20 protein-coding genes and 3 pseudogenes are annotated in these 25929 nt (G+C 60.9%); 9 read left to right on the top strand and 14 right to left on the bottom strand.

Annotation, left to right across the window (positions count from 1 at the left end; genetic code table 11):
* The first annotated feature begins 73 nt into the window (after window positions 1-73).
* The 4 genes and pseudogenes from AB4N82_RS13955 to AB4N82_RS13940 all read left to right on the top strand — a co-directional run.
* Complete coding sequence (locus AB4N82_RS13955) at window positions 74-1321, top strand: MFS transporter (protein WP_032884658.1); 1248 nt, start codon at window positions 74-76, stop codon at window positions 1319-1321.
* Between the two features lie 182 nt (window positions 1322-1503).
* Window positions 1504-1692: pseudogene (locus tag AB4N82_RS13950) on the top strand (MFS transporter); the annotation flags it as partial.
* 182 nt (window positions 1693-1874) lie between these two features.
* Window positions 1875-2063, top strand: a pseudogene (locus AB4N82_RS13945) (MFS transporter); the annotation flags it as partial.
* A 182-nt stretch (window positions 2064-2245) separates the two neighbouring features.
* Window positions 2246-2434, top strand: a pseudogene (locus AB4N82_RS13940) (MFS transporter); the annotation flags it as partial.
* Window positions 2435-2574: 140 nt separating this feature from the next.
* Here AB4N82_RS13940 and AB4N82_RS13935 read toward each other — a convergent pair.
* The 4 genes from AB4N82_RS13935 to AB4N82_RS13920 all read right to left on the bottom strand — a co-directional run bounded on the left by AB4N82_RS13935 (window position 2575) and on the right by AB4N82_RS13920 (window position 6790).
* Window positions 2575-4758 carry a xanthine dehydrogenase family protein molybdopterin-binding subunit gene (locus tag AB4N82_RS13935; RefSeq protein WP_122765298.1) on the bottom strand — a complete coding sequence of 728 codons (2184 nt, stop codon included), beginning with the start codon at window positions 4756-4758 and terminating at the stop codon, window positions 2575-2577.
* Window positions 4755-5744 (bottom strand): FAD binding domain-containing protein, encoded by a 990-nt coding sequence (locus tag AB4N82_RS13930; protein ID WP_032884656.1) that lies wholly within the window; start codon window positions 5742-5744, stop codon window positions 4755-4757. The genes AB4N82_RS13935 and AB4N82_RS13930 overlap by 4 nt, the downstream gene beginning before the upstream one ends.
* Complete coding sequence (locus tag AB4N82_RS13925; RefSeq protein ID WP_032884655.1) at window positions 5741-6247, bottom strand: (2Fe-2S)-binding protein; 507 nt, start codon at window positions 6245-6247, stop codon at window positions 5741-5743. Before AB4N82_RS13925 ends, AB4N82_RS13930 begins: the two co-directional genes overlap by 4 nt.
* 96 nt (window positions 6248-6343) lie before the next feature.
* Window positions 6344-6790 (bottom strand): DUF4879 domain-containing protein, encoded by a 447-nt coding sequence (locus tag AB4N82_RS13920; RefSeq protein WP_286818319.1) that lies wholly within the window; start codon window positions 6788-6790, stop codon window positions 6344-6346.
* A 188-nt stretch (window positions 6791-6978) separates the two neighbouring features.
* Here AB4N82_RS13920 and AB4N82_RS13915 point away from each other — a divergent pair, with 188 nt between their 5' ends.
* Both AB4N82_RS13915 and trmA read left to right on the top strand, forming a co-directional pair.
* Complete coding sequence (locus tag AB4N82_RS13915) at window positions 6979-8274, top strand: NCS2 family permease (protein ID WP_032884654.1); 1296 nt, start codon at window positions 6979-6981, stop codon at window positions 8272-8274.
* Window positions 8271-9350 (top strand): tRNA (uridine(54)-C5)-methyltransferase TrmA, encoded by a 1080-nt coding sequence (trmA, locus tag AB4N82_RS13910; protein WP_122765297.1) that lies wholly within the window; start codon window positions 8271-8273, stop codon window positions 9348-9350. The genes AB4N82_RS13915 and trmA overlap by 4 nt, the downstream gene beginning before the upstream one ends.
* 143 nt (window positions 9351-9493) lie before the next feature.
* Here the strand turns inward: trmA and AB4N82_RS13905 are convergent, their stop codons facing one another.
* The 7 genes from AB4N82_RS13905 to AB4N82_RS13875 all read right to left on the bottom strand — a co-directional run bounded on the left by AB4N82_RS13905 (window position 9494) and on the right by AB4N82_RS13875 (window position 19255).
* Window positions 9494-10810 (bottom strand): TolC family outer membrane protein, encoded by a 1317-nt coding sequence (locus tag AB4N82_RS13905; RefSeq protein ID WP_032884652.1) that lies wholly within the window; start codon window positions 10808-10810, stop codon window positions 9494-9496.
* Window positions 10807-12132 (bottom strand): HlyD family type I secretion periplasmic adaptor subunit, encoded by a 1326-nt coding sequence (locus AB4N82_RS13900; RefSeq protein WP_460105060.1) that lies wholly within the window; start codon window positions 12130-12132, stop codon window positions 10807-10809. The genes AB4N82_RS13905 and AB4N82_RS13900 overlap by 4 nt, the downstream gene beginning before the upstream one ends.
* Window positions 12129-13865, bottom strand: a complete 1737-nt coding sequence (locus tag AB4N82_RS13895; protein ID WP_460105058.1) for a type I secretion system permease/ATPase — start codon at window positions 13863-13865, stop codon at window positions 12129-12131. The genes AB4N82_RS13900 and AB4N82_RS13895 overlap by 4 nt, the downstream gene beginning before the upstream one ends.
* A 176-nt stretch (window positions 13866-14041) precedes the next feature.
* On the bottom strand, window positions 14042-14665 hold the full coding sequence (locus tag AB4N82_RS13890) for a heme acquisition protein HasA (protein ID WP_122752971.1): 624 nt from the start codon (window positions 14663-14665) through the stop codon (window positions 14042-14044).
* A gap of 103 nt (window positions 14666-14768) precedes the next feature.
* Window positions 14769-17519, bottom strand: a complete 2751-nt coding sequence (locus AB4N82_RS13885; protein ID WP_460105056.1) for a TonB-dependent receptor — start codon at window positions 17517-17519, stop codon at window positions 14769-14771.
* Window positions 17520-17670: 151 nt separating this feature from the next.
* A complete protein-coding gene (locus tag AB4N82_RS13880) occupies window positions 17671-18669 on the bottom strand; it encodes a FecR family protein (protein WP_122765295.1) in 999 nt (332 codons plus the stop codon).
* A 64-nt stretch (window positions 18670-18733) separates the two neighbouring features.
* Window positions 18734-19255 carry an RNA polymerase sigma factor gene (locus tag AB4N82_RS13875; protein WP_095186230.1) on the bottom strand — a complete coding sequence of 174 codons (522 nt, stop codon included), beginning with the start codon at window positions 19253-19255 and terminating at the stop codon, window positions 18734-18736.
* Window positions 19256-19462: 207 nt separating this feature from the next.
* Here AB4N82_RS13875 and aroQ point away from each other — a divergent pair, with 207 nt between their 5' ends.
* Entirely contained in the window at window positions 19463-19912 is a 450-nt protein-coding gene (gene aroQ / locus AB4N82_RS13870) for a type II 3-dehydroquinate dehydratase (RefSeq protein ID WP_095186229.1), read from the top strand.
* Window positions 19909-20757 carry a shikimate dehydrogenase gene (locus AB4N82_RS13865; RefSeq protein WP_095186228.1) on the top strand — a complete coding sequence of 283 codons (849 nt, stop codon included), beginning with the start codon at window positions 19909-19911 and terminating at the stop codon, window positions 20755-20757. The genes aroQ and AB4N82_RS13865 overlap by 4 nt, the downstream gene beginning before the upstream one ends.
* Window positions 20758-20804: 47 nt before the next feature.
* Here the strand turns inward: AB4N82_RS13865 and AB4N82_RS13860 are convergent, their stop codons facing one another.
* Window positions 20805-21470, bottom strand: a complete 666-nt coding sequence (locus tag AB4N82_RS13860; RefSeq protein ID WP_032884643.1) for a TetR/AcrR family transcriptional regulator — start codon at window positions 21468-21470, stop codon at window positions 20805-20807.
* A gap of 80 nt (window positions 21471-21550) precedes the next feature.
* A complete protein-coding gene (gene quiC / locus AB4N82_RS13855; protein ID WP_099603255.1) occupies window positions 21551-23452 on the bottom strand; it encodes a 3-dehydroshikimate dehydratase QuiC in 1902 nt (633 codons plus the stop codon).
* A 232-nt stretch (window positions 23453-23684) separates the two neighbouring features.
* On the opposite strand from quiC, the gene AB4N82_RS13850 reads away from it, so the two are divergent.
* Window positions 23685-25019 carry an MFS transporter gene (locus AB4N82_RS13850; protein WP_032884641.1) on the top strand — a complete coding sequence of 445 codons (1335 nt, stop codon included), beginning with the start codon at window positions 23685-23687 and terminating at the stop codon, window positions 25017-25019.
* 1 nt (window position 25020) lies between these two features.
* Here AB4N82_RS13850 and AB4N82_RS13845 read toward each other — a convergent pair whose 3' ends face one another.
* Window positions 25021-25899, bottom strand: coding sequence for a DMT family transporter (locus AB4N82_RS13845; RefSeq protein WP_099603256.1), 879 nt, complete (start codon window positions 25897-25899; stop codon window positions 25021-25023).
* Window positions 25900-25929 lie beyond the last annotated feature (30 nt).

Here is a 25929-nt window from a genome sequence, read left to right as displayed (position 1 = left end):
CCAGCTCTAGCAACTATCTGTTACAACTTAATGCTAATCTCGCGGCTCCCTCTCGCCTCGACCCGAATTCCCGATGCCTAGTGAACCCGTGTTGCTGTTGCGTCATCACCGCCCTTTCATCGCGTTCTGGCTGGCACGGATTTTCACTGCCAGCGGCTTCCAGATGCTCACCGTGGCCATCGGCTGGAACCTGTACCAACTGACCGGCAATGTGCTGGACTTGGGTCTGGTCGGGTTGGTGGAGTTCGTGCCACGGGTGCTGTTCATGCTGCACACCGGACACGTGGCCGACCGCTACGAGCGGCGCAAAGTCGCAGCCATCTGCCAGACCGTACAGGCGCTGATTGCCCTGTCCCTGGCCATCGGCGGCCTGACCGGCAACGTGACCCGCGAGATGATTTTTATCCTCGCCTTCCTGCTCGGTGCCGCGCGCTCGTTTGAATTGCCCACCACCCAGGCGCTGCTGCCGAGCATCGTGCCCAGTGCGCTGTTCCCGCGTGCGGTGGCGTCTTCACAGTCGGCCCAGCAACTGGCCACCATCGTCGCCCCGGCGCTCGGCGGTTTGCTTTATGCGTTCGGCAGCGTCTGGGTGTATGGCCCCACGGTGGTGCTGTACATCATCGCCTGCGTGCTGACCCTCAACCTGCCCGCCCGCCAGACCCCGCTGAACAAAGGCAAGGCCACCCTGGATTCGCTGCTGGCCGGCATCCGTTTTATCCGCAGCCGCCCGGACATCCTCGGCGCTATCTCCCTGGACCTGTTCGCCGTGCTGCTGGGCGGCGCCACCGCGTTGCTGCCGGTGTTCGCCAAGGACATCCTGCTGACCGGCGCCTGGGGCCTGGGCCTGTTGCGTTCGGCACCGGCGGTGGGCGCACTGTTGATGTCGTTGTGGCTGGCGCGCTTTTCGGTGGACCGCAAAGTTGGCAGGGTAATGTTCACCGCTGTCGGCGTGTTCGGCGTGGCGACCATTGCTTTCGGCCTGTCCACCTCGTTCTGGTTTTCCCTGGCGGTGCTGGTAGTGCTGGGCGCGGCGGACATGATCAGCATGGTCATTCGCGCCTCCTTCGTGCAGTTGGAGACGCCGGATGAAATGCGCGGCCGGGTCAGTGCGGTCAACGGGCTGTTTATCGGCGCGTCCAACCAGCTAGGCGAGTTCGAGTCCGGTATCACTGCGCACTGGTTCGGCACCGTGCCCGCCGTGGTCATGGGCGGAATCGGTACGCTGGTGGTAACCGGAGTGTGGATAAAACTGTTCCCGACACTGGCGAATCGGGATCGTATGCATGTGCCGGTGGAGGAAAGCATCAAGCCCGCTGCATGATTCAATGTGGCAATAAGGTCAATGTGGGAGGGGGCTTGCTCCCGATAGCGGTGGATCAGCCAACTTATGCTTGGACTGAAACTCCGCCATCGGGAGCAAGCCCCCTCCCACGTTTGGATCTTCAATGTTTGCTGGACCGCGTTAGAGCACCTTATCCAGGGTAATCGGAAACTCCCGCACCCGCTTGCCGGTGGTTAGGCGAGTTCGAGTCCGGTATCACTGCGCACTGGTTCGGCACCGTGCCCGCCGTGGTCATGGGCGGAATCGGTACGCTGGTAGTAACCGGAGTGTGGATAAAACTGTTCCCGACACTGGCGAATCGGGATCGTATGCATGTGCCGGTGGAGGAAAGCATCAAGCCCGCTGCATGATTCAATGTGGCAATAAGGTCAATGTGGGAGGGGGCTTGCTCCCGATAGCGGTGGATCAGCCAACTTATGCTTGGACTGAAACTCCGCCATCGGGAGCAAGCCCCCTCCCACGTTTGGATCTTCAATGCTTGCTGGACCGCGTCAGAGCACCTTATCCAGGGTGATCGGAAACTCCCGCCCCCGCTTGCCGGTGGTTAGGCGAGTTCGAGTCCGGTATCACTGCGCACTGGTTCGGCACCGTGCCCGCCGTGGTCATGGGCGGAATCGGTACGCTGGTGGTAACCGAAGTGTGGATAAAACTGTTCCCGACACTGGCGAATCGGGATCGTATGCATGTGCCGGTGGAGGAAAGCATCAAGCCCGCTGCATGATTCAATGTGGCAATAAGGTCAATGTGGGAGGGGGATTGCTCCCGATAGCGGTGGATCAGCCAACTTATGCTTGGACTGAAACTCCGCCATCGGGAGCAAGCCCCCTCCCACGTTTGGATCTTCAATGCTTGCTGGACCGCGTCAGAGCACCTTATCCAGGGTGATCGGAAACTCCCGCACCCGCTTGCCGGTGGTTAGGCGAGTTCGAGTCCGGTATCACTGCGCACTGGTTCGGCACCGTGCCCGCCGTGGTCATGGGCGGAATCGGTACGCTGGTGGTAACCGAAGTGTGGATAAAACTGTTCCCGACACTGGCGAATCGGGATCGTATGCATGTGCCGGTGGAGGAAAGCATCAAGCCCGCTGCGTGATTCAATGTGGCAATAAGGTCAATGTGGAGGGGGCTTGCTCCCGATAGCGGTGGATCAGCCAACTTATGCTTGGACTGAAACTCCGCCATCGGGAGCAAGCCCCCTCCCACGTTTGGATCTTCAATGTTTGCTGGACCGCGTCAGAGCACCTTATCCAGGGTGATCGGAAACTCCCGCACCCGCTTGCCGGTGGCATGGTAAATCGCGTTGGCTACCGCCGCCGCTACCCCGACAATGCCGATCTCGCCAACACCCTTGGAACCTAGTGCATTGACGATCTCGTCGTGCTCTTCGACAAATACCACGTCAATCTCGCCGATATCGGCATTCACCGGGATGTGGTACTCGGCCAGGCTGTGGTTCATGTAGCGCCCCATTTGATGGTCGATCTGGGTTTCTTCATGCAATGCCATGCCGATTCCCCACACCACCCCGCCGAGAATCTGGCTGCGGGCCATCTTCGGATTGACCACGCGCCCGGCCGCAATCGCGCTGACCACACGCCGCACTTTGATTGTTCCCAGGTCTTCGTCCACCTGGACCTCGACGAACACCGCCGAGTGGGTGGCGGTGGCGTAACCCTCGCGTTTTTTGTCCGGCTCGCTGTCGACCTGCACTTCCAATACGTCTTCGCCACTGTCCTTGACCAACTGCGCCAGCGACACACTCACGTCACCGGTGTGCAGTTGGCCGTCTTCAAAGCGAACGGACTCGGCGTCCTTGAACACCGGGTAAGTCTGGCGGGCAATGCTCAGCAGTTTGGCCGTCAACGCTTCGCAGGCTTGCTGCACGGCAGTGCCCACTGAGGACACGGTAAACGATCCACCCTGCAACGGCGCGGTGGGTAAAGACGAGTCACCGAGTAGAAAATTGACATCGTCGACAGCCACGCCACTGGCCTGGGCCGCGATCTGAGTCATCACCGTGTACGTACCGGTGCCGATGTCGGTGGTGGCGCTACTGACCGTCAATTTGCCCAGCGAATCAATACGCGCCTTGGCGCTGGCCTTCATTTGCATGGCCTCCCACACCCCGCCGGCCATGCCCCAACCGATCAACTGGCGGCCGTCGCGCATGCTGCGCGGCTCCGGGTTGCGCTGCTTCCAGCGGAAACGCTCGGCGCCTTCGCGGTAACACTCGCGCAGGGCTTTGCTCGACCAGGGTTTATCTTCGTTCTGGTTGCGTTCGGCGTAGTTGATCAGCCGCAGTTGCACCGGGTCCATGCCCAGGGCGCAGGCCAGTTCATCCATGGCGCATTCCAGGCCAATCACGCCCAACGCGGCGCCTGGCGCGCGCATGTCCAGGGGCGTGAAGACATCCAGCGGCACCAACTTATAAGTAAGCTGCACGTTGTCGCAGTGATAGAGCATGCCGCTCCATTCCACCACGTGTTCACTGAAGTCCTCAAAGCGCGAGGTCTGGCCAATCGCGGTATGCCCCAGCGCCAGCAAACGGCCGTTGGCGGCGGCGCCCATCTGCAAACGCTGCAGGGTGCGCGGGCGGTAGCCAAAGGTGAACATCTGCTGGCGCGTCAGGGTGACCCGCACCGAACGCTTGAGCGCCAGAGACGCCATCACCGCCAAAGGCAATTGGTACTGCGGGCGCAGACCAGAGCCGAAGGCGCCTCCGACGAACGCAGCAAAGATGCGCACCTGACTTTTATCCAGGCCGAAGACTTTTTGCACATAGGCCTGGCAGTTCTGCGGGCCCTGAGTCTTGTCATGGATGTGCAGGGTGCCATCCGGCTGATACAGCACGGTGCTGGCGTGGGGCTCCATCGGATTGTGGTGTTCGATGGGTGTGCTGTAGTGCAGATCGAGGCTGATGGCCGCGCCGGACCATTCAGCCTGGAAGTTACCGCGCGGCTTGGGCGGGGTTTGCGGCGAGGGATAGGCCAGTTCCTGCTGGGCGAGCAGATCGGTCTCGAAGCCCTCGCACTCATAGTCGATATGCACCAGCGAGCCGGCGTGTCGCGCCAACTCCAGGTTATCGGCGATGACCAATGCCAGGGGCTGGCCGCTGTAGAGCACGCGGTCGTTGTACAGCGGGCGAAACGGCGAGCCATCCGCCGCATCGTCATCGGCGAAGGCATCGTCATAGCTGGCGATTTTCGGGCGGTTAAGATGATGGATAACATCCACCACACCCGGCAGCGCTAACGCTTTGGACGCGTCGATGTTGATAACACGGCCTTTGGCGATGGTGCTGGACACCACGCTGCCATGAAGCAGGCCAGCCTCAGGAAACTCACCGGCGTACCGTGCCTGGCCTGTGACCTTGAGCAGACCGTCGACACGGTTCAAGGGTTTACCGATAGCGGTCATGGCTGTTCTCCTGCAACGGCGGCGTCGCTCAGCGCGCGGATAATTGCGCGGCGCGCGAGCTTGATCTTGAAGCCGTTATGTTCCAGCGGCTCGGCGTCTTGCAGCAGCACGTCGGCGGCGTTGCTGAAGGTTTCGCGGCTGACGGTCTGACCAATCAGCGCGGCCTCTACCGCGCGGTCACGCCAGGGTTTGTGGGCCACGCCGCCGAGGGCCAGGCGAGCGTCAACGATAGTGTCGCCGTCCAGTTCAAGGGCGGCGGCGACTGAGACCAAGGCAAACGCGTAAGACGCGCGATCGCGAATCTTCAAATAGTGGCTGTGACGTGCCAGATGGTCGGCGGGCAATTCAATTGCAGTGATCAGCTCATCGTCGGCCAGCAGGTTGTCGCGCTGCGGCGTATCGCCAGGAAGACGATGGAAGTCGGCGAACTCGATGACCCGTGCGCCGCCGCGTCCCTCCACATGCACCCGCGCCTCCAACGCAGCCAAGGCGACGCACATGTCCGACGGATGAGTAGCCACGCACTGCGCGCTGGCGCCAAGAATCGCATGGATACGGTTCAACCCGCTGCGGGCCGGGCAACCACTGCCGGGTTCGCGTTTATTGCACGGCACCGTGGCGTCGTAGAAGTAGTAGCAACGGGTGCGCTGCAGCAAGTTACCGCCGGTACTGGCCATGTTGCGCAGTTGCGGCGAAGCACCTGCGAGGATGGCTTGGGACAGCAGCGGGTAACGCTCTTCAATCAGCGGGTGCCAGGCCAGGTCGGCGTTGCTCACCAGCGCGCCGATCCGCAGGCCGCCATCGGCGGTTTCTTCAATTCCATGCAGTGGCAGGCCGGTGATATCGATCAGGTGTTCGGGACGGCTGATGTTTTCTTTCATCAGGTCCAACAGGTTCGTACCACCGGCAATAAAACGCGATGCGCCGCTGGTCAGGTGCACGGCCTCCTGTACGTCGACAGGTTTGCTGTAGTGGAAGGGATTCATTGCTCACCTCCCAGGCCGTCTTTGATGGCATCGCGGATATTGGTATAGGCACCGCAGCGGCACAGGTTGCCGCTCATCAATTCCTGGATTTGTGCAGTGTCGTGGGCACGGCCTTCATTGGCCAGGCCGACGGCGGAGCAGATCTGGCCCGGCGTGCAGTAGCCGCACTGGAAGGCGTCGTGTTTGATGAAGGCTTGCTGCATGGGGTGCAACTGGTCGCCCGTTGCCAAGCCTTCGATGGTGGTCAGCTCGGCGCCATCGCACATCACGGCCAGGGTCAGGCAGGCGTTTATGCGCTTGCCATCGCGCAGGACGGTGCAGGCACCACATTGGCCGTGGTCGCAGCCTTTTTTACTGCCGACCAGGTCGAGTTGTTCCCGTAGCAAGTCCAACAACGTGGTCCAGGGCAATACGTCCAACTGACGATCCTGGCCATTGAGGGTCAAGCGTATGGAGTGGGCGACGAACGGTTGGGCCGCCGCGCCATTGGGGGTCGCGCTCATAAACACCTCACGGGTTGGTGTACATCCGCGGCGTTCAGGAAAGTCGCCGTCTCAGGGGTACGACTTCCCGGGGTTTTGAGCGTTCAAGATGATTGATCAGCGGATATTGAGCAGGGTCTTCAAGGTGTTTCGCGGGGGATTGATCGATGAGTTGCTGTATTCGAACCAGCCTTGGGCTTCGACATTCAGGTCAAACACATAGATGTAGCCCATCAAGGTGCCCCCGCCAGCGCAGGCCTGGCTGACGTTGCCGACCTGACACACCGGCGTGCGCTGACCGTTGAGCACCGCGCCGTTGAAGAGGCCGACCGGGTTGTTACCCAGGCCCACTTCCATCACCGACACCTTGGTCGGCCCTCGGTGCGTGCACATCTGCGTGGTGCTGGTGCGCTCTGGAATGGTTTCGGTGCACTTGGCCGATTCGACCTTGAACACGCGCACTTCGCTCAAGGCCGGTGCAGTCGCGCCCCAGACCGGTGCCGCACCCAGCCACAGGCCGAGACAAGGGATCAGGGCTAGACTCCACGCGTTGGCTTTTCTCATGCTGTCGATGACCCGGTATTGAACGTCGGCGCAGTATGCCTCAAGGCCATGCGCCATACAGCCTCGGCTGCTGGTATGATGCGCCGCTTTTTCCGATCCTCTCTGAAACCACAGGCGTTTGGCGCAGTTTGTGCTTTGACTTAGAGGTCAACAAATCACGACGCAAGATAGCGTCACAGGGAGCAGGCATGCTGGAAAAGCTGTTTCAACTCAAGGCACACAACACGAACGTGCGCACCGAGATTCTCGCGGGCATCACGACATTCCTGGCCATGGCCTACATCCTGTTCGTGAACCCGAGCATCCTCGGCGAAACCGGCATGGATAAGGGCGCGGTATTTGTCGCGACCTGCCTCGCGGCGGCCATCGGCTCGACCGTGATGGGCCTGATCGCCAACTACCCGATCGCACTCGCGCCGGGCATGGGCCTCAACGCCTTCTTTACCTATACCGTGGTGCTGCACATGGGCCACACCTGGCAAGTGGCGCTGGGTGCGGTGTTTATTTCGGCGGTGCTGTTCTTCCTGCTGTCGATCTTCCGCATCCGTGAGTGGATCATCAACGCCATCCCGCTTCCTCTGCGTTCGGCGATTGCCGCCGGTATCGGCCTGTTCCTGGCGTTGATCGCCCTGCACAACGCCGGAATCGTGGTGAGCAACCCGGCCACCATGGTAGGTCTGGGCGACCTGACAAAAGCGGCCCCGATCCTCGCCACCCTCGGTTTTGTGCTGATCGTCGCACTGGAAGCCCTGGCCGTACGCGGCGCGGTGCTGATCGGCATTCTTGCGGTCACTATCGCGTCCATCGTCCTGGGCGTGACCCCGTTTGGCGGCGTGACCTCGATGCCCCCTTCGCTGGCCCCAACCTTCCTGCAGCTGGATATCAAAGGCGCACTGGACATCGGCCTGGTCAGCGTGATCTTCGCGTTCCTGTTCGTTGACCTGTTCGACAACTCCGGCACCCTGATCGGCGTCGCCAAGCGCGCCGGCCTGATGAGCAAGGACGGCCACATGCCGAAAATGGGCCGCGCCCTGATCGCCGACAGCACCGCCGCCATGGCCGGTTCGCTGCTGGGCACTTCGACCACCACCAGCTACATCGAATCCGCCGCGGGCGTGAGCGCCGGTGGCCGTACCGGTTTGACCGCCATCGTGGTGGCGATCCTGTTCCTGTTGGCGCTGTTCTTCTCGCCACTGGCCGCCAGCGTACCGGCGTTTGCCACGGCGCCGGCACTGCTGTTCGTGGCGGTGCTGATGACCCAGGGCCTGGCAGAAATCGACTGGGATGACATTACTGTTGCAGCGCCGGTGGTGGTCACCGCCCTGGCGATGCCCTTCACATACTCCATTGCCAACGGCATCGCCTTCGGTTTCATCGCCTGGACCGCCATCAAGCTGCTTTCGGGCCGCTACCGTGAGCTGAACCCAGCGCTGGTGATTCTGTCGATTCTGTTCGTGATCAAGCTGGGCTGGTTCAACGCATGACTTTTGACGCCGCAAGCTACACCGTTCAACTGCAAGACAAGGTCACGCGCTTGCGTGACCTGCTGGCGCCGTTCGACGCGCCCGAGCCACAGGTATTCGACTCACCGCTGCAGAACTTCCGCCTGCGGGCGGAGTTCCGCCTGTGGCGCGAAGGCGGAGATCGCCACTACGCCATGTTCTCCCAGGACGACAAGCGCACGCCGATCCTGATCGAAGAATTCCCGATTGCCAGCCAACGCATCAATCAGTTGATGCCGCAACTCAAGGCCGCCTGGCAAGCCAGCGCCGCCCTGAGCCACAAGCTGTTCCAGGTGGAGTTCCTCACCACCCTGGCCGGCGATGCGATGATTACCCTGTGTTATCACCGCCCGCTGGACGAGCATTGGCACACGGCGGCGAACAAGCTGGCAGCTGATTTGAATGTCAGCATCATCGGCCGCTCCAAGGGCAAGCGCGATGTGATCGGCCACGACTACGTGGTGGAAAAACTCGACGTGGGCGGGCGCACCTTCAGCTACCGCCAACCCGAAGGCGCGTTCACCCAGCCCAACGGCACGGTGAACCAGAAGATGCTCAACTGGGCATACGAAGCCTTGGGCGATCGCCCGGATGACTTGCTGGAGTTGTACTGCGGCAACGGCAACTTCACCCTGCCGCTCGCCACCCGCGTACGCAAAGTGCTGGCCACCGAAATCAGCAAGACCTCGGTGAGTGCGGCCCTGAGCAACCTCGATGAAAACGCGGTGGATAACGTCACGCTGGTGCGACTCTCTGCCGAAGAACTCACCCAAGCGCTGAATGAAGTGCGCCCGTTCCGTCGCCTGCAGGGCATCGATCTGAAGAGCTACGAATTCGGCAGCGTCTTCGTCGACCCGCCCCGGGCCGGCATGGACCCGGACACTTGCGAATTGACCCGTCGCTTCGACAACATTCTCTACATCTCCTGCAACCCGGAGACGTTGGCGGCGAACATTGCGCAGTTGCATGACACGCACCGCATTACGCAATGCGCGATGTTTGACCAGTTCCCATGGACGCACCATATGGAATCCGGGGTGTTGCTGACTCGTCGGTAATTCCAAGGCTGGTAGCAGTTCAACATGTGAGAGGGGGCTTGCTCCCGATGGCGGTGGGTCAGTTGAAGGTTTGCTGATTGACGCACTGCTATCGGGGGCAAGCCCCCTCCCACATTGGCTTGGTGTATTGGCAAATAGCGTTGTCAGGCCGAAGGTTGGAAATACCCCGCCAACGCCCGCAAGTCCTGCTCGCTGAGCAGTCCCGCGTAATACTTCAACTGAATCCTGGCCAGCAAATACGCATGTCGAGCGTTCGCCAGGTCGCGGCGGGCGGTGAACAGTTGCTGTTCGGCGTCGAGCACGTCGAGGTTAACGCGCTCGCCTCCGCTGACGCTTTTCTTCGTCGCGGTGACCAGTGCCGTGGCGGAGCTGACGGCCATTTCATAAGCCCGCACTTTTGCCGCGCCGCTGGTATTGAGGTTGAACTGCTTGCGCAACTCCACCAGCGTGGCCGAGGTTTGCGCGTCCAGTTCGTACTGGGCCTGGCTCAACTGATTGCCCGCCTGACGAGTAGAAGCCGACACCGAACCGCCGGCAAACAACGGCAAGCTGACCTGAATGCCGACGCTGTTGGTGTCGTACTGCTGGTTGTAGCTGCTTTCCGAATCGGAACGGGTCTGGCGGCTGCTGGCGTACAGGCTGACCTTGGGCATGTGCCCGGCGCGTTTGCGCTCCACTTCGTAAGACGCCACGTCCAACGCGTGATGCTGGGATTTAAGCTCCGGATTGTTGGCCATTGCCATTTCCCGCCAGGTCTCGAAACGGTTCGGCTCCAGGGGCGGGATATCGAATTGACGGGTCAGCGGCGCCAGTTCTTCGATCTGCAGCGGTTGGCCGACGATGGCTTCCAACTCTCGCAGGGCGCTGTCCTGGGCATCCAGGGATTCGATTTCTTCAGCCTGGGCGAGGCTCAGGCGCGCTTGGGTTTCCAGGACATCGGTACGTGTCCCCTCGCCACCTTTGAGCAGGCGATCATTGAGTTGCAGGCGTTCGGCAAATGCGCGTTTCTGCGCGCGGCTCAACTCGATGCGTTCCTGGGCCAGCAACGCCTGGCTATAAGCGCTGAGTACCCGCACCGCAAGTTCCTGGCTTTTGCCGCGAAAGCGCTCATCGGCCATCAGCGCCTGGGCCGTGCCTTGGCGAAACCGCGCGTAGGCTTCGTAGTCCAGCAGTGGTTGCTGCAAGGTCAGGGTCGAGGCATAGCTGCGGTAGTCGCGGTCGCTGGTGACATCACCTGCGGTCACCTGCGACTCGTTGCGCGAATTGTTGTAGCTCCACGACAGATTCGGCAGCAACGCCGCCCGACCTATCACGCGATTCTCTTCACCGGCCTCACGCGCCTGGATGGCGGCCTGAAAGGTCGGGTCATTGCGCAGCGCCAGGTCGTACGCATCCAACAACCCCAGGGCCTGCGCAGCCGGTGTAAAGCTCACGCACAAGGTAAACAGCAGCGCCTTCATTCTTCCACCAAGGCCATATGGGTGCGGTCCAGCAAAGGTTTGAACAGGTAGTTGAGCATCGACCGCTCACCGGTCTTTATGAACGTTTCCACCGGCATGCCGGGGCGGATCTGTGCGCCGGCGAGTTGCTGCATACCCGCCGTGCTGACTTGGGCACGCAACGTGTAATAAGGCTCGTCGGTGCGTTCATCGACCTGGCGGTCGGCGGATACCAATGTCACCTCACCCGCCACCCGCGGCGTGGTGGCCTGGTTGAAGGCCGAGAACAGCAGTTCCACCGGTAAACCGGGGTGCACTTTGTCGACCATCTGCACCGGCACCCGCGCTTCCACCAACAGCGGCTCGCCCTGGGGCACGATGTCCATCAGCGCCTGACCGGGCTTGATCACGCCGCCTTCGGTGTACACGTCCAACCCCACCACCACGCCGGACGCCGCGGCGCGGACCAGGCTGTTGGCCAGTTCGAACTCGGCCGACGCCAGGCGATTACGCAGGTCGTCGCTGCGGGTGCGGGTTTCGGCTAACTGGCTGCGCAGGTCTTTCTGGAAGTCTTCGCCGAGCTGGCGGATACGCAGGCGCAGCTCTAAAACCTGACGCTGCAACTGGCCGATGCGGCCATAGTCCTCGGCGATGGTGCCGTCGATCTGCGAGTAAAGGCGCTCGCTGTCGAGCAGGCGATTGCGCGGGATATAACCGTCCCGCGCCAGTTCGCGCAGGCCTTGCAGTTGCTCATTGAGCGCCGCCCGTTGCTGCAGTTTGCTCGCTTGGGAATCCCGCGTGCCGCGCAACTGCGCTTCGGCCCCGGCGATGGTTTCGCGCAGGCCTTGTTGCTCGGTGGCCAGCGACTGGGCGCGGCTGTTGAACAGTTGCCGTTGCAGATTCAGGGTGTTGGTAGCCTGCGGCTCATTCAGCAGTTCAGGGCCGAAGGTGATCGCAGGCAACCCTTCGCTTTCGGCATTCAACCGCGCCTCGGTGGCCAAGGACGCGAGGTACTGGCTGCGCAGCGACTGCATCTGCCCGCGCAACGGGGTTTCTTTCAAGCGCAGCAACACTTGGCCGGCGTTGACCACCTCACCGTCGCGCACTTCGATACGCTCGACGATGCCGCCGGTAGGGTGCTGAACGGTTTTTCGATGGCCCGAAACCATCACCTTGCCCGACACCGCGACGCCCTTGTCCAGAGGGGCCAGCGCGGCCCAGCCGATAAACCCGACAAATCCGCCAAGCACCAGCAGCCAGCCCAGGCGTGAATATTTTTTGTCATCCAGCGCCAGCACGTTATGGGATGCGTCGCTGACCAGCATCGGTTTGCTCATGCTCATGCCTGTTTTCCTTCGCCGAGGCGGTAACTCATGCTCATGGTCGACACTGGTTTGCTGACTGCCGGTTTCTGCCGCGCCTCCAACACCCGCGTCGTTGGACCGAAGGCCTGCAACTGGCCGTCCTTGAGGATCAGCAATTGGTCAGTGAGGCTCAGCACATTGGCTTTGTGGGTAATCAGGATCACGGTGCGACGCTGCTGCTTGAGCTGGGCGATGGCCTGGAGCAGGGCCTGCTCGCCCACTTCATCGAGGTTGGCGTTGGGTTCATCCAGCACGATCAGCGCGGGCAAACCGTACAGCGCACGCGCCAGGGCCACCCGTTGTTTCTGGCCGCCGGACAAGCCTGCGCCGCCCTCCCCCAACTGCGTGTCATAGCCTTGGGGCAGTTGCAGGATCAGGTCGTGTACAGCGGCCATCTGCGCGGCGGCGAGGACCTTGTCGGCATCCAGCTCGGTAAACCTCGCGATGTTGTCGGCGATGCTGCCGGCAAACAGTTGGATGTCCTGGGGCAGATAGCCGATGTGCGGACCGAGTTGCTGCTTGTCCCATTGGGTCAGGTCGGCGCCGTCCAGGCGCACCTTGCCGGCCAGTGGAGCCCAGGCGCCCACCAGCACCCGCGCCAGGGTTGACTTGCCGCAGCCTGACGGCCCGATCACCCCCAGCACGTCACCCGCTGGCAGGTTGAAGCCCAGATTAGCCAACGCCGGCCGACGGCTGCCGGGGGCGCAGGCGCTGAGTTGCTCGACGCTCAATTGCCCCTTGGGCGCCGGCAGGCTCATGCGCGCCGGGCGCGCGGGGTTGTCCGCCAACATCTTCGATAGCCGATCAAAGGCCAGGCGCGCCGAGCCCCATTGCTTCCACACGCCGATCAGTTGGTCGATGGGGGTGAGCACCCGGCCCATCAGAATGGAACCGGCAATCATCATCCCCGGCGTGATGTCGCCCTGCACCGCCAGCAACGCGCCCAGGCCAAGCACCAGCGACTGCAACGCCAGGCGCACGCCCTTGGACCAGGCACTGACAGCGGCGGTCTTTTCACTCGCCAGGTTCTGCTGCGCGAGAAACGCCTGGTGCTGGTTGAACCAACGCCCGCGCAACGTGGCAAGCATGCCCATGGCTTCGATGGTGTCGGCATTGCGCAGGTTGGCGGTGGCTTGCTGGCTCGCGCTGATAGACAGTTGGCTGGCCTGGGCCATCGGCGCCTGGCTCACATGATGGTTGATCCACGCCAGCGCGATCAAAATCACCGCGCCGCCCAGCGCCAGCATTCCGAGCCAAGGATGGAAGAGGAAGATCACCAGTAGGTACACCGGAAACCACGGCGCATCAAAGAACGCGAACAACGCCTGTCCGGTAGCGAACTGGCGCAGCGTCGTCAGGTCATTCAGTGCCTGCCCCGCCGCCTGGGTGCCGCCCTTGAGTTGTGCCTCGAACGCGGCGTCGTACACCCGCTGGTTCAGGCGCATGTCCATCTGCGTGCCGAGGCGGATCACCACTTGGCTGCGCACCCACTCCAATGCGCCCATCAGGCCGAACAGGCCGAGGATCATCAGCGTTAGCATCAACAGGGTCATCTGATTGCCCGAAGCCAGCACTCGGTCGTACACCTGCAACATGTAAAGCGCCGGGGCCAGCATCAGCAGGTTGATCACCGCCGAGAACAGGCCGATGTTGAAGAAGCCACTTTTATAGGCCGTGAGGGCGGCCAGGGTTTCGTTGCCGGCGTGGCGCATCTGGAGGTTCTCGTGGGGTTAAACGTGCAAGGTCGCCGCGTTGACAGGCGATACGACGCTGCGCAGAATTTGGCACCGCCGTCGCCGGAAGAGTTAGACGGCTTGGGCGACGGCGGTGTGTCATGCGGCGAATGGGAGAGCGATCTTCCATTCGCTTTTTTCATGCAGCGAAGGCGTTAGGCGGCGAGTGCCCAGTCCTGTGCCACGTCTTGCACACCCACCAGCGCAACGTCGGTGGTGGCCGAGGATGCGGCATGGCTGGCGACAGCGGCGCTGATCTCGTCGAAGGTGCTGTTGAGGTCTTCGCCGATTGCGCCCAGCAGGTCAGCGAGAACGGTTTCCAACGCGGACGTGTTGCCCTGCATCAGGCCGTAGATCACGCTCTGGACCTCGTTACCGACGCGACCGGCATCCGACGCTGCGCTCAGGTCGAGGCCGTTGAAGGCGACCTTGAAGTCGGTCAGGCTGAAGTCGCTGCCGCTGCCGCCGCCCAGACCAGTGCCCAGTTGAACGTTATCCAGCTCGCCCCACAGGAAGTGGTTTTGGTTGCTGCTCGCTGGCAGCAGTGGATTGAATACATAGTGCAGGCCATTGCTGGTGTCGCTGTCGGCAATGAAGGCGTAGTCGGAGCTGTTGGCGCCGTGGGTAGCGTACTGGTCACCGGCGAGTGAGCCGTTGCTGAAGCCACCGGTGTTGCTGCTGCCGTGACCGGCTGTATTGAAGCCCAGCGCCCAAGCGCTCAGGTATTCCGAGACGGTTACATCACTCAGGATCGAATCGTAGCTAACAGAAATAGTCATCACTAAACCTCGTTAAACAACGCTATTGATGAGTACGCACAAGCGGCGCACTTTTTTACCCACTGTTGGGTAAAACCATTGATCACGTACCGCTGCACGTAGATCAGAACTTGTATTCCAACATCCCGCTCAACGTCCGGCCGCGCGCCAGGCTCAAGTTGTTGGCGTCGCCCATGGCGACGAAATAGGCTTCATTGGTGGCGTTTTCCAATGCCAGCGAAATGTTCAGGTGGTCAGTCATCCAGTAACTGCCGTACAGGTCATACAGGGTGTATTGAGGCCAGAGCGCCTGGTCGATCAGGTCGTAACCCTGCTGATTGAGGTTTTCCCCATTGCCAGCGCTGTAGCGCACACGCACACCGGTATCCAGGCGCTTGTCCAGGAAGCGCGCCCCCAGGGTCAAGGAGCCACGGTCGGCGGGCATGTAGGTGGCGTTGCCCATGATCCGGCCACAGCTTTCCCGATTGTTGGCGACGTCATCGTCGAGTACTTCATAGCGGGTCACGAGGCGGATCCGTGAAACGCCGTTTGCATCCACATAGCGCTCGATACGCGTTGTGCTTGGGCCGTTTTTCTTCGCGCCGCCCATGTAATAGTTCTTCGAACAGAACTCGTTACTGCCGATCATGTGGGTGAAGCTCAGGTTGGCGTAGACGCGGCCCATGTCGTAGTTGAGCTGGTACTCAAGCCCACGGAAACGCGTGGGGTTGGTGTTGTTGACGTAGGCCATGGTCCCGAGAAAACCACCCGATGTGGTTTCCGGAAGGCTGACGCTGGTGTTGAGAAAGGAGAAGTTTTCGATCTTGGTATCAAAGTAGGCCACCTTGATGCCCAAGCGATCATCACCGAACAACAGCCCTTCCTTGAACACGTTCACGCCCACCTCCCAATCCTTCGACTCCTCGGGCTTGAGATAGGGGTTGGGGAACACGCGCTCACCCGAGCCGCCGCCATGGGGGCGGCCCGTCATGAAGGTTTCGGTCACTGCCGGCGGGCGCCAGCCTTTGCCCCAGCGCGTATAAAGCTGCAGCCAGTCCAGGCCAGGTTTGACGGCGATGCCGAAGGTGGGGGAGAACTGCCCCTCCTCGCGATCGACATCGTAGACTTCCACGACTCGCTTGGCCCCCACCAGGCTGCTGTAGAAGCGATCACGGCGGTACAGCGTCATGCCCGTTTCGCCTTCGAGCCGATAACGGTCGTAACGCAAACCGCCATCCAGGGTCAGCCAATCGCCATACTCGTATTGCAGGTTATTAAACAGGCTCGCGATGGTGCGTTTGCCGCCCGGCGTTCCACCCTCGGCGTAGGGCAGCAAGGCGAGGTCGTTGGTGGCTTCGACCTTGTTGGTGCGTGGTTTGAACTCGTCCTGGTACAGCTCCCCACCGTAGTTCCAGCTCACACGGCCCAACTGACCGAAATCAAAGCGCGAGGTGTTGTCGCCTTGTAGTCCCCAGGTGTCCGTCTGGAAGTGGTCAGTGTAGGTCCCCACGTAGTTTCCGGTGCCTACCGTCGCGCCGTTCGGCGCATTTGTACGATCAAGCTGGGTGGTGACGTAGTACGCCTTGGCCTTCAGATCGATCAGTGGGTTATCCGGGGTATAGCTGTAGTCCAACGCAAAATTCTTGGCGTTGAGGTTGTTTTTGCTGACTCGTTGGTAAAACACACTCTGGTTATCGTCGCTGGTGTAAGCCCAGGCATCGTTGCTGTCGCTGTCACTTTCCAGGTAGCTCAGTTGCACGCGCTGGTCATTGGGCAAGTTAAGGCCCAGCTTGACGATCTGTGATCGGGTCACGCTGCCCATGTCACCGACTTCGCTGTTCAACCAATCATCGAACGCACCCGGCATGGCCTTGCGGGCGCGCAGGTTGGTGCCCAATTTCTGGTCGTTGTGGTTACCCGAGCGGTAATCGCCGAAATGCCGTTCGCTGTACCCCACCAACACATCGCCGCGCTCATCACCAAAGGCAAACACACCGCTGCCATTAAAATTGGTGCCATTGCCCAGCTCACCAATGCCGTGGCCAGCGCGGATGCGTCCGCCGTACTCCTTGCCGTCTTTCAAGAACTCACTGGCATCCAACGTCTTGAACGAGGCAATCCCGCCCAACACTGCTGCGCCGCCCTGCCCCGACTGGCTGCCCTTGTCGATCTCGATACTGGAGATGAACTCCGGGTCGATCAGCAGGGTGCCGTTGCGTTGTTGGTGGCCGTTGACGTTGAAGTTCTGGCGCATGCCGTCGATGTTCATGTTCACGCGGCCGTAGTCTTGCACCCCTCGAATGTTCACCGACAAACCAGGATCGCGCTGGTTGACGGCGGTGTAGACGCCTGCGGTTTCTTCGAGCATGTCGGCGGCGTGACGGGGCGGGCGTTTATCGATCATGTCACGGCTGATCACCGCCACGGACTTTGGGGTCTGGTACACCCAATCACTGGCCTGGCCATTGGTGTTGGCGGTGATGGTGGTGGTGCCTACGGTCATGGCGCCCGCGTGATCATCGCTGACGCGGTTGAGGGTCACTTGGCGTTCACTGGTGAAGCGATACTCCACCGGCGCAGCGCCGAGCAAACGGCCCAGGCCTTCCTGCACGCTGAAGCTGCCTTTGAGCGCGGTGCTGTTCAAGCCTTGCAGGCGCTGGCTGTCAAACAACACTTGCAAACCGGCTTGGTCGGCGAACGCCAACACGGCACTGCCCAAGGATTGCGCAGGGATATCGAACGTCAGCACGACGGGCTGGGCCGCTCCCGCTTGAGGCTGCGCCGCGTACACGGGAGCCGCTGCGGCGAACAGGCCCAAGTGAATGGCCAAGGCTAACCGGCTACCGGTGATACGCCCCTTGGTGAGTGCTGACATTTCTGGTTTTCCCTGCGCTGATCGTATTTTTGTTTATGCGAATGCTTCTCACCTAGCAAGACGTACGAGGCGCAGGAAGTCAGTAAGACTTTTTAAAAGTTTTTCGTGCGGGGGGTTTTAAGCGGGCGGGAGCAGACCTCCCGCCAGGTCATTAATAGATCAGGCTGAGGCCTGCCAAGTCCAAGCGTTGCACCTGGAGTTCCTGAGTCAGGGTGCCGAGGGCCGTGTCGAGCATGTCTAGGCGGAACACGCCGCTGACTTCACGTTCACCCAGGTCGGAATGGGTCAACACCACCTGACCGGGACGGTAGCGGTTGAGCTGCTCAATCACTTTGGCCAAGGGCTGACGATCAAAAATCAACACGCCACGCCGCCAACTGGTGGCACGCTCTACATCAAACTGATCCAAGGGCTCGATGCCCTGCGCGGGGCTGTAGCGGGCGGCCTGGCCTTCCTTGAGCACGTGGTCGCTCGGGCCTTTTTTCGGTGTAGCGTGCAGGGAGACTTCGACGCTGTGCTGCAACACGCCGACCCAGCCCTGGCGGTCGTCCTCACGCTGCACCACAAACCGCGTGCCCAGCGCCCGCGTCTGCCCGCCGGCGCTCTGCACCACGAATGGCCGGGTTTCCTTACCCACCATCGGCGCCACGTCAAAAATCGCCGAGCCCTGGATCAGGCTGATGCGCCGTTGCACGCCGTCGTAGTCCAGCCGGATGGCGCTGGCGGAATCCAGTTCTACCGTGCTGCCATCGGCCAAGTGCACGGTGCGCACTTCGCCCTTCTGGGTCACGTAATCGGCCTGCATGCGCAGCCAGGCCTCCGGCCCGCGCACCCAACCCACGCCGGCGACCACCACCACCAGCGCCACCGCCGCCGCACGTTGCCACGGCCTGCGTCGCGGGGTTCGGCGCACCGGTAGCGTCGCCGCCGCCGGACGCTGACGGTGCACTGGCTCGTCCTTATGCACCTCGCCCAACGCTGCCCAGGTCTGCTCGGCAAAGCGCAGCGCCGCTTCATGGCGGCTGTCGCAGGCAATCCATTGGCGCAGCTCGGCCTGCTCCTGGTCGGTCAGGGCAGCGGCGTGCAGGCGCACCGCCCAATCGGCGGCCGCCTCGGTAATGCTGTGCTGTTGTGGACCCTGGCTATTCACGTGTGAATCTCGAATTTTTTCGTTATGTAACGCTGTGACGTCTGAGCGGAGGTTTTTCCGTAACTCACTCGTCGGATGGCGCCACCTGACCGTCCTGCAAGCGCTGCATGACATACGCCAACGCCTTGGCCAGGTGCTTTTGTACGGAGCTGTCTGATATATCCAAGTGCCGCGCAACCTGGGCATGAGTCATGCCCTCTATCCGATTCAGACGGAAGATCTGCTGGGTTCGTTCCGGCAACTCCGCCAATGCCTGCTTCAATGCCTGCCGCTGTTGCTGCGCCATTGCCTGAGCCTCCAACCCGGCCACTTCATCTTCAATCTCGGCCAGCGCCTCATTAGGCACGGAATCGGTCTTGCGCCGTGCTTCCTGGCGGATATGGTCGATCAGCAGATTGCTCGCCGTTCGATAGAGATAGCCCTGGGAATTGTCGATGCGCTCGCCGGGTGGTTTTTCCGCCAGGCGCAGGAAGCTCTCCTGAACCAGGTCGGCCGCCAACTGCGGGTCCCGTACCTTGCGAGCCAGATACCCGCGCAGGGTATCGGCGTGCTTGAGAAACAGGCCCTTGAGATCCACGTCCGACAAACCGACTCCCTGGAATGAAAAGGAAACAGGCGGGCATCTTAAGCGTTGTCGAGAATGATTTTCAATTGATATCTAATCCGATTCAGCTAGGGGCACACCTGATTAAAAGTTCGGTAATCGAACACATCCGCCGCCATCAATTGACCAAATTAACTAACCAGTACATTTTATCTGCACAACGAACAAGAACTGTGGAGATACCCCCCAATGCCGCCTATCGTGCTGGTGCTCAACGGCCCCAACCTCAACCTGCTCGGCACCCGCGAGCCCGCCACCTACGGCCATGAAACCCTGGCCGACGTCGCCGCCCTGTGCGGGCGCAGTGCCGATAAGCTCGGGCTGAAAATCGAATTTCGCCAGACCAATCACGAAGGCGAACTGCTGGACTGGATCCACGGCGCCCGTGGCCGTTGCGCCGGTATCGTGATCAATCCGGCGGCCTGGACGCACACCTCGGTGGCGATTCGTGACGCTCTGGTGGCCAGTGAAGTGCCGGTGATCGAAGTGCATTTATCCAACGTGCATGCCCGCGAAGCATTTCGTCATCACTCCTTTGTATCGCCCATCGCCAAAGCGGTGCTCGCCGGTTTTGGCAGCCACGGCTACCACCTGGCCCTGGAACACTTCAGCCAATTGCTGAAGGGATCGGTTCAATGAAACAGCGCATCCTCGCCGGCCTGATCGGCGCCGGTATCCAGGCTTCCCGTACCCCCGATCTGCATGAACAGGAAGGCGACGCCCAAGGTTTGCGTTACCTGTATCGCCTGATTGATCTGGAGCCGCTGCACCTGGACACCAACGCCCTGCCCGACCTCCTGCGCGCAGCCGAGCAGATGCACTTCACCGGACTGAACATTACCTACCCGTGCAAACAGGCCATCCTCCCGCTGCTCGATGAACTGTCCGATGAAGCACGGGGTATCGGCGCGGTGAATACGGTGGTGTTCAAAGACGGCAAACGCATCGGCCACAACACCGATTGCCTGGGGTTCGCCGAAGGTTTCCGGCGCAACCTTAATGATGTGCCACGTCAGCGCGTGGTGCAGATGGGCGCCGGTGGTGCGGGCGCGGCGGTGGCCCATGCGCTGTTGGCTGAGGGTGTGGAGCACTTGAGCATTTTCGACGTGGACGCCAGCCGCGCCCGCGACCTTGTGGATAACCTCGCCCAGCGCTTCGGCAGCGGTCGTGCGCAAGTGGGTCTTGATTTAGACAACGCGATGGCCGAGGCCGATGGTCTGGTCAACACCACGCCAATGGGCATGGCCAAACTGCCGGGTATGCCGGTGCCGGCGACTCTGTTGCGGGCGCAATTGTGGGTCGCGGAAATCGTGTATTTCCCGCTGGAAACCGAACTGCTGCGCAACGCCCGCGCCTTGGGTTGCCGCACGTTGGATGGCGGCAATATGGCGGTGTTTCAGGCGGTAAAGGCGTTTGAGTTGTTCAGTGGTCAAGTGGCGGATGCGCAGCGGATGTTGGCGCACTTCAAGAGCATGAATACCTGAAATGTGGGAGGGGCAAGCCCCCTCCCACATTGGGTTAGGCGCTGTATTCAGGCCTGCAGGTAACGCAACACCGACTCGCAGATCATCTCGCGATGCCGCTGTTTAACCACTTCATCCGACAGCTCGATCTGAAAAAGCTCACTGAACGTATGGCGGTTGGACACGCGGTAAAAGCTGAATGAGTTGATCAGCAAGTGCACATCCAGCGGCTCCAGCCCTTCACGGAACACCCCCATCTCGGCGCCTCGGCGCAATGTCGCACCCAACCCTTCAAGGATCTTGCTGTTCATCGCCTTGATCGTGTCGGTGCGTTTCACGTACTCGGCATTGTGGATATTTTCGATGCTGACGATCCGCACAAAATCCACGTTCTGATCGTGGTGATCAAAGGTGAACTCCACCAGCCGCCGAATCGCCTCACGCGGCTCCAGCGCCGTAAGGTTCATGCGTGCTTCGGTGTTGCGGATATCGCCGTAGAGCTTTTCCAAAACCTCAACGTACAACTGCTCTTTACTGCCGAAGTAGTAATAGATCATGCGTTTGGAGGTGTGGATGCGCTCGGCAATGGCGTCCACGCGAGCGCCGGACAGGCCCTGTTGGACAAACTCCACAATGGCTTCCTGGAGGATGTTCTCGCGGGTCTTTTCCGGATTGTTCTTACGACTCTTGCGCGGTGCGTCTGGCACCTCGGGGAGTTCGGGACTTGAGGTCATGGTGCGCTCACGGCCATTTTTATTTTGCAGGCCGCGATTATGGGGCCCGGTGCTCCCCGAAGGAAGCACCCGACACCCTCTTATAAACGTGCCTGACGCACTGCACCGCTGCGGGATTTGGCCATCGCCGCCAGACGCACCGCCACGTTGGCCGCGCCGTAGCCGGCGTAACCGTTCTTGCGCTGGATGATCTCGAAGAAGAACCGCCCTTCAAACGGTTCGGTGTACACATGAAACAACTCACCGCCCTGGGCGTCGCGGTCGTACAACACGTTGTAGTACGCCAACTCGCTGAGGAACTCATCGTCAAAATCGAAGCGTGCAGCCAGGTCGTCGTAATAGTTGAGCGGGATATCCAACAGCGGCACGCCGGCCTCTTTCGCGCGGCGCACCTCGGCGAAAATGTCCGCGCAATCGAAGGCAATGTGGTGCACGCCCGAACCGCGATAGCTCGATAGCGCGTGGGAAATGGCAGTGTTGCGGTTTTCGGAGATGTTCAGCGGCAGGCGAATCGAGCTGCAACGGCTGCGCAATGCGCGGCTTTTCACCAGGCCGTAGGGGTCGGGCAACACCACTTCGTCATCAGCTTCAAAGTCCAGCAAGCTCTTATAGAACAGCACCCAACTGTCGAGGCTGTCGGCCGGCAAGGCCATGGCCATGTGGTCGATACGCAGCAAACCACCGGCGTCGGTCGCAGCGGATTGCAGATTGAAATCGGTGTCGTACAAACCACCCTCGCTCTGGTCCACCAGGTAAATCAAGCTGCCGTCCGGCGCACGCACGGCCGCCAACTCCAGCTCGTTAGGCCCAACCAGTCCGCGATAGGGTTGGCCTTTATAGGCGACCGCTCGCTCCAGAGCTTTGGCGCTGTCCTTGACCCGGATCGCCGTGGCGCACAAAGACGGTCCATGGGCTTCGAAAAAGTTATGGGCGAAGGAATAGGGTTCGCAGTTGAGGATCAGGTTGATATCGCCCTGGCGCAGCAGGCTCACGCTCTTGGAGCGGTGCTGCCCGGCCTTGACGAAACCCAGGCGTTCCAGCCAGTTCGTCAGCTTGGCACCGAGGTTTTCATCGACCGCAAACTCAAGGAATTCAATGCCGTCGTATTCGCTGGCCGCCGGGGTTTCAAACAGGATATCGACCGGCGTGGCAGGCGCCTCTTCGGCCAGGCGCTGGCGGGTTTTCTCCTCCAGGTACAGCAGAGAACGCAGACCATCGGCGGCATTGGCCCGAGTCGGCGCCGCACGGAAACCATCGTTGAAAATTTCCAGGGACAACGGCCCGGTGTAGCCGCTCTTGATGATCGGCGCCAAAAAGCCCGCCAGATCGAATTCGCCCTGACCGGGGAAGCAGCGAAAATGGCGGCTCCACTCCAGCACATCCATCGCCAGGATCGGCGCGTCGGCCATTTGCACAAAGAAGATCTTGTCGCCTGGGATCTCGGCGATGGCAGTTGGGTCGCCCTTGAGCGAGAGGGTATGGAAGCTGTCGAGCAGCACGCCGAGACTTGGGTGATCAACCTGACGCACCAGATTCCACACCTGTTGCCAGGTGTTCACGTGCTTGCCCCAGGCCAGTGCTTCATAACCGATGCGCAAGCCACGGCGCCCGGCATGTTCGGCCAGCAGGCTCAAGTCATCGAGGAGAATACGTTCATCGCCGACGCAATCGGCCGAGGCGTTGCTGCACACCAGCACCAGGTCCGTGCCCAGTTCCTGCATCAGGTCGAATTTGCGCTCGGCCCGTTCCAGGTTGCGCGCCAGACGGTCGCGTCGGCAACCTTCAAAGTCGCGAAATGGCTGGAACAAGGTAATGGCGATGCCGAGGTCGGCGCACATCTGCCTAACTTCCCGTGGGCTGCCGTCGTAATACAACAGGTCGTTCTCGAAGATCTCAACCCCGTCAAACCCGGCGGCGGCGATGGCTTCAAGCTTTTCCGGCAGGGTGCCGCTCAAGGAAACAGTGGCAATGGAACGTTGCATAGCGCGACTCCCGGCATTTAAGGCTCGTCTTATTTACGGCAAATTATTGGCCGCTAAACTACTCACAGCAATTAAAATGTACGAACCGGTTAGTTTTTGGTGCGATTATCGAACACTAAGCCTCTTTGGCGAATTGACGATTTTTTAGCCGCTGCGCACCATCGATCCCGCACCAACGTTTAGAAAAGACCCAGAACACACCATAAAAATTTCAAAAAACGGGTACAACCACATGCCTTCGCAAAACTCCGCCCTGGCTTCGCGCCCCGGCACCCCGCACGCCGGCATCGGCGACAAGATCCGCGGCGCCATGGCCGTCGGTAAAACTCGCTGGGGCATGTTGGCCCTGGTGTTCTTCGCCACCACCCTCAACTACATCGACCGCGCTGCCTTGGGCGTGATGCAACCGATCCTCGCCAAAGAGATGAGCTGGACGGCGATGGACTACGCCAACATCAACTTCTGGTTCCAGGTGGGCTACGCGATTGGCTTTGTGCTGCAAGGCCGATTGATCGACAAGGTCGGCGTGAAACGCGTGTTCTTCTGCGCGGTGCTGCTGTGGAGCCTGGCCACCGGCGCCCACGGCCTGGCCACTTCGGCCGTCGGCTTTATGGTCTGTCGCTTTATCCTTGGGCTGACCGAAGCCGCCAACTACCCGGCCTGCGTCAAGACCACGCGCCTGTGGTTCCCCGCCGGTGAGCGCGCCGTGGCAACCGGGATTTTCAACGCCGGTACCAACGTTGGCGCGATGATGACGCCAATGCTGCTGCCGCTGATCCTGCATGTGTGGGGCTGGCAGGCTGCCTTCCTGTGCATGGCATCGCTGGGCGCGATCTGGCTGGTGTTCTGGGGGTTGAAGTACTACAACCCGGAAGATCATCCGAACGTTAAACAATCAGAATTGGATTACGTGCAACGGGAAGTCGAGCCGGAACAGCCTGGCGTGCCGTTCAGCCGAATCCTGCGTATGCGCGGCACTTGGGCCTTTGCGATTGCTTACGCACTGACCGCGCCGGTGTTCTGGTTTTACCTGTATTGGCTGCCGCCGTTCCTGAACCAGCAATACAACCTGGGCATCAACGTGACCCAGATGGGCATCCCATTGATCATCATCTACCTGACCGCTGACTTCGGCAGCGTGGGTGGGGGCATCCTGTCGTCATTCCTGATCGGCCGTGGGATGAACTCGATCAAGGCGCGGCTGTTGTCGATGCTGCTGTTTGCCTGCTGCATCGTCGGCGTGATCATGGCGGCCGGTTCCAGCCAACTGTGGGTCGCGGTATTTGCCATCTCCCTGGCCATCGGCGCGCATCAGGCCTGGACCGCCAACATCTGGAGCCTGGTGATGGACTACACGCCCAAGCACATGATGAGCACCGTGTTCGGCTTCGGCGGCATGTGCGCAGCCATCGGCGGCATGTTCATGACCCAGATCGTCGGCCATATCCTCACCGTGACCAACAACAACTACACCGTGTTGTTCACCCTGATCCCGGCGATGTACTTCATAGCGCTGACGTGGATGTACTTCATGGCGCCGCGCAAGATTCCTACCGTCGACGCCTGATTTACCGACGCCGCTGCTGCCAGGCAGCGGCCAACCCGCTCATGCAGATCACCCCGATACCCACCACCGTGGTCATATCGGGGGTATGGCTGAACACCAGCCAACCCAACAACCCCGCAAACACAATCTGGCAATAGCCGAACGGCGCCAGCAAGGCCGGCGCCGCAAAGCGGAACGCCTGGGTCAGCATCAAGTGCGCGGTCATCCCGCACGTGCCCAGCGCCAGCATCATCACCCCATGCCACAGCGTGGGGATCTGCCAGAAGAACGGCACCATCGCGCTCATCACCAGGGTATTGCACAACCCGGCGAAGAAATTGCTCGTGGTAGGCGTGTCGTACTGGCTGAGGATGCGTGTGAGCAACTGGTAGAAGCAGAAGAACAGCGCCGAGCACAGCGGCAGCAACACCGCCGGGGTGAATAGTTCACCGCCGGGATGGATGATCACCAGCACGCCGACAAACCCGCAGATCACCGCCAGCCATTGGCCACGCGTGACGTGCTCACCCAGCAGCGGCACCGACAGCGCGGTCACCAGGATCGGCGCCAGGAAGTTCACCGCCGTGGCCTCCGCCAGCGGGATGTAATGCAGGGCCGAGGTAAAAAACAGGCTGGTGCCCAACAGGCACAACGCCCGCACCACCTGCATACCTGGCCGTTTGCTGCGCAGCACGCGCAAGCCGGATTGCGGCAGGAAAATACCGGCCATCAACAAGGTGTGCACCAGGTAGCGCGCCCATACCACCATCACAATCGGGTAAAAACCGGCCAAGTATTTGGACAAGGCGTCGTGGCTGGAGAACAGGAACGTCGCCGCCACAATCAGCAGAATGCCTTTGAAGGGATGGTTGACGCCGGACAACGGGGTACTAAGGGTCATTGAATTCTCTTGCGTGGCGAGCGGAACGCT

Source organism: Pseudomonas sp. H1_D04 (assembly GCF_054683855.1).
Note: the sequence above shows the minus strand (reverse complement) of the source record. Positions and strands in the feature narration are given on the sequence as shown.

Excerpts from the sequence above, each read along its gene's own strand:
- AB4N82_RS13860 (WP_032884643.1), bottom strand. The coding sequence starts at position 21,470 with ATGACCTCAAGTCCCGAACTCCCCGAGGTGCCAGACGCACCGCGCAAG.
- AB4N82_RS13955 (WP_032884658.1), top strand. The coding sequence starts at position 74 with ATGCCTAGTGAACCCGTGTTGCTGTTGCGTCATCACCGCCCTTTCATC.
- aroQ (WP_095186229.1), top strand. The coding sequence starts at position 19,463 with ATGCCGCCTATCGTGCTGGTGCTCAACGGCCCCAACCTCAACCTGCTC.
- AB4N82_RS13895 (WP_460105058.1), bottom strand. The coding sequence starts at position 13,865 with ATGCGCCACGCCGGCAACGAAACCCTGGCCGCCCTCACGGCCTATAAA.
- trmA (WP_122765297.1), top strand. The coding sequence starts at position 8,271 with ATGACTTTTGACGCCGCAAGCTACACCGTTCAACTGCAAGACAAGGTC.
- AB4N82_RS13905 (WP_032884652.1), bottom strand. The coding sequence starts at position 10,810 with ATGAAGGCGCTGCTGTTTACCTTGTGCGTGAGCTTTACACCGGCTGCG.
- AB4N82_RS13900 (WP_460105060.1), bottom strand. The coding sequence starts at position 12,132 with ATGAGCATGAGCAAACCGATGCTGGTCAGCGACGCATCCCATAACGTG.
- AB4N82_RS13935 (WP_122765298.1), bottom strand. The coding sequence starts at position 4,758 with ATGACCGCTATCGGTAAACCCTTGAACCGTGTCGACGGTCTGCTCAAG.
- AB4N82_RS13890 (WP_122752971.1), bottom strand. The coding sequence starts at position 14,665 with ATGACTATTTCTGTTAGCTACGATTCGATCCTGAGTGATGTAACCGTC.
- AB4N82_RS13920 (WP_286818319.1), bottom strand. The coding sequence starts at position 6,790 with ATGAGAAAAGCCAACGCGTGGAGTCTAGCCCTGATCCCTTGTCTCGGC.
- AB4N82_RS13930 (WP_032884656.1), bottom strand. The coding sequence starts at position 5,744 with ATGAATCCCTTCCACTACAGCAAACCTGTCGACGTACAGGAGGCCGTG.
- quiC (WP_099603255.1), bottom strand. The coding sequence starts at position 23,452 with ATGCAACGTTCCATTGCCACTGTTTCCTTGAGCGGCACCCTGCCGGAA.
- AB4N82_RS13850 (WP_032884641.1), top strand. The coding sequence starts at position 23,685 with ATGCCTTCGCAAAACTCCGCCCTGGCTTCGCGCCCCGGCACCCCGCAC.
- AB4N82_RS13925 (WP_032884655.1), bottom strand. The coding sequence starts at position 6,247 with ATGAGCGCGACCCCCAATGGCGCGGCGGCCCAACCGTTCGTCGCCCAC.
- AB4N82_RS13885 (WP_460105056.1), bottom strand. The coding sequence starts at position 17,519 with ATGTCAGCACTCACCAAGGGGCGTATCACCGGTAGCCGGTTAGCCTTG.
- AB4N82_RS13865 (WP_095186228.1), top strand. The coding sequence starts at position 19,909 with ATGAAACAGCGCATCCTCGCCGGCCTGATCGGCGCCGGTATCCAGGCT.
- AB4N82_RS13845 (WP_099603256.1), bottom strand. The coding sequence starts at position 25,899 with ATGACCCTTAGTACCCCGTTGTCCGGCGTCAACCATCCCTTCAAAGGC.
- AB4N82_RS13915 (WP_032884654.1), top strand. The coding sequence starts at position 6,979 with ATGCTGGAAAAGCTGTTTCAACTCAAGGCACACAACACGAACGTGCGC.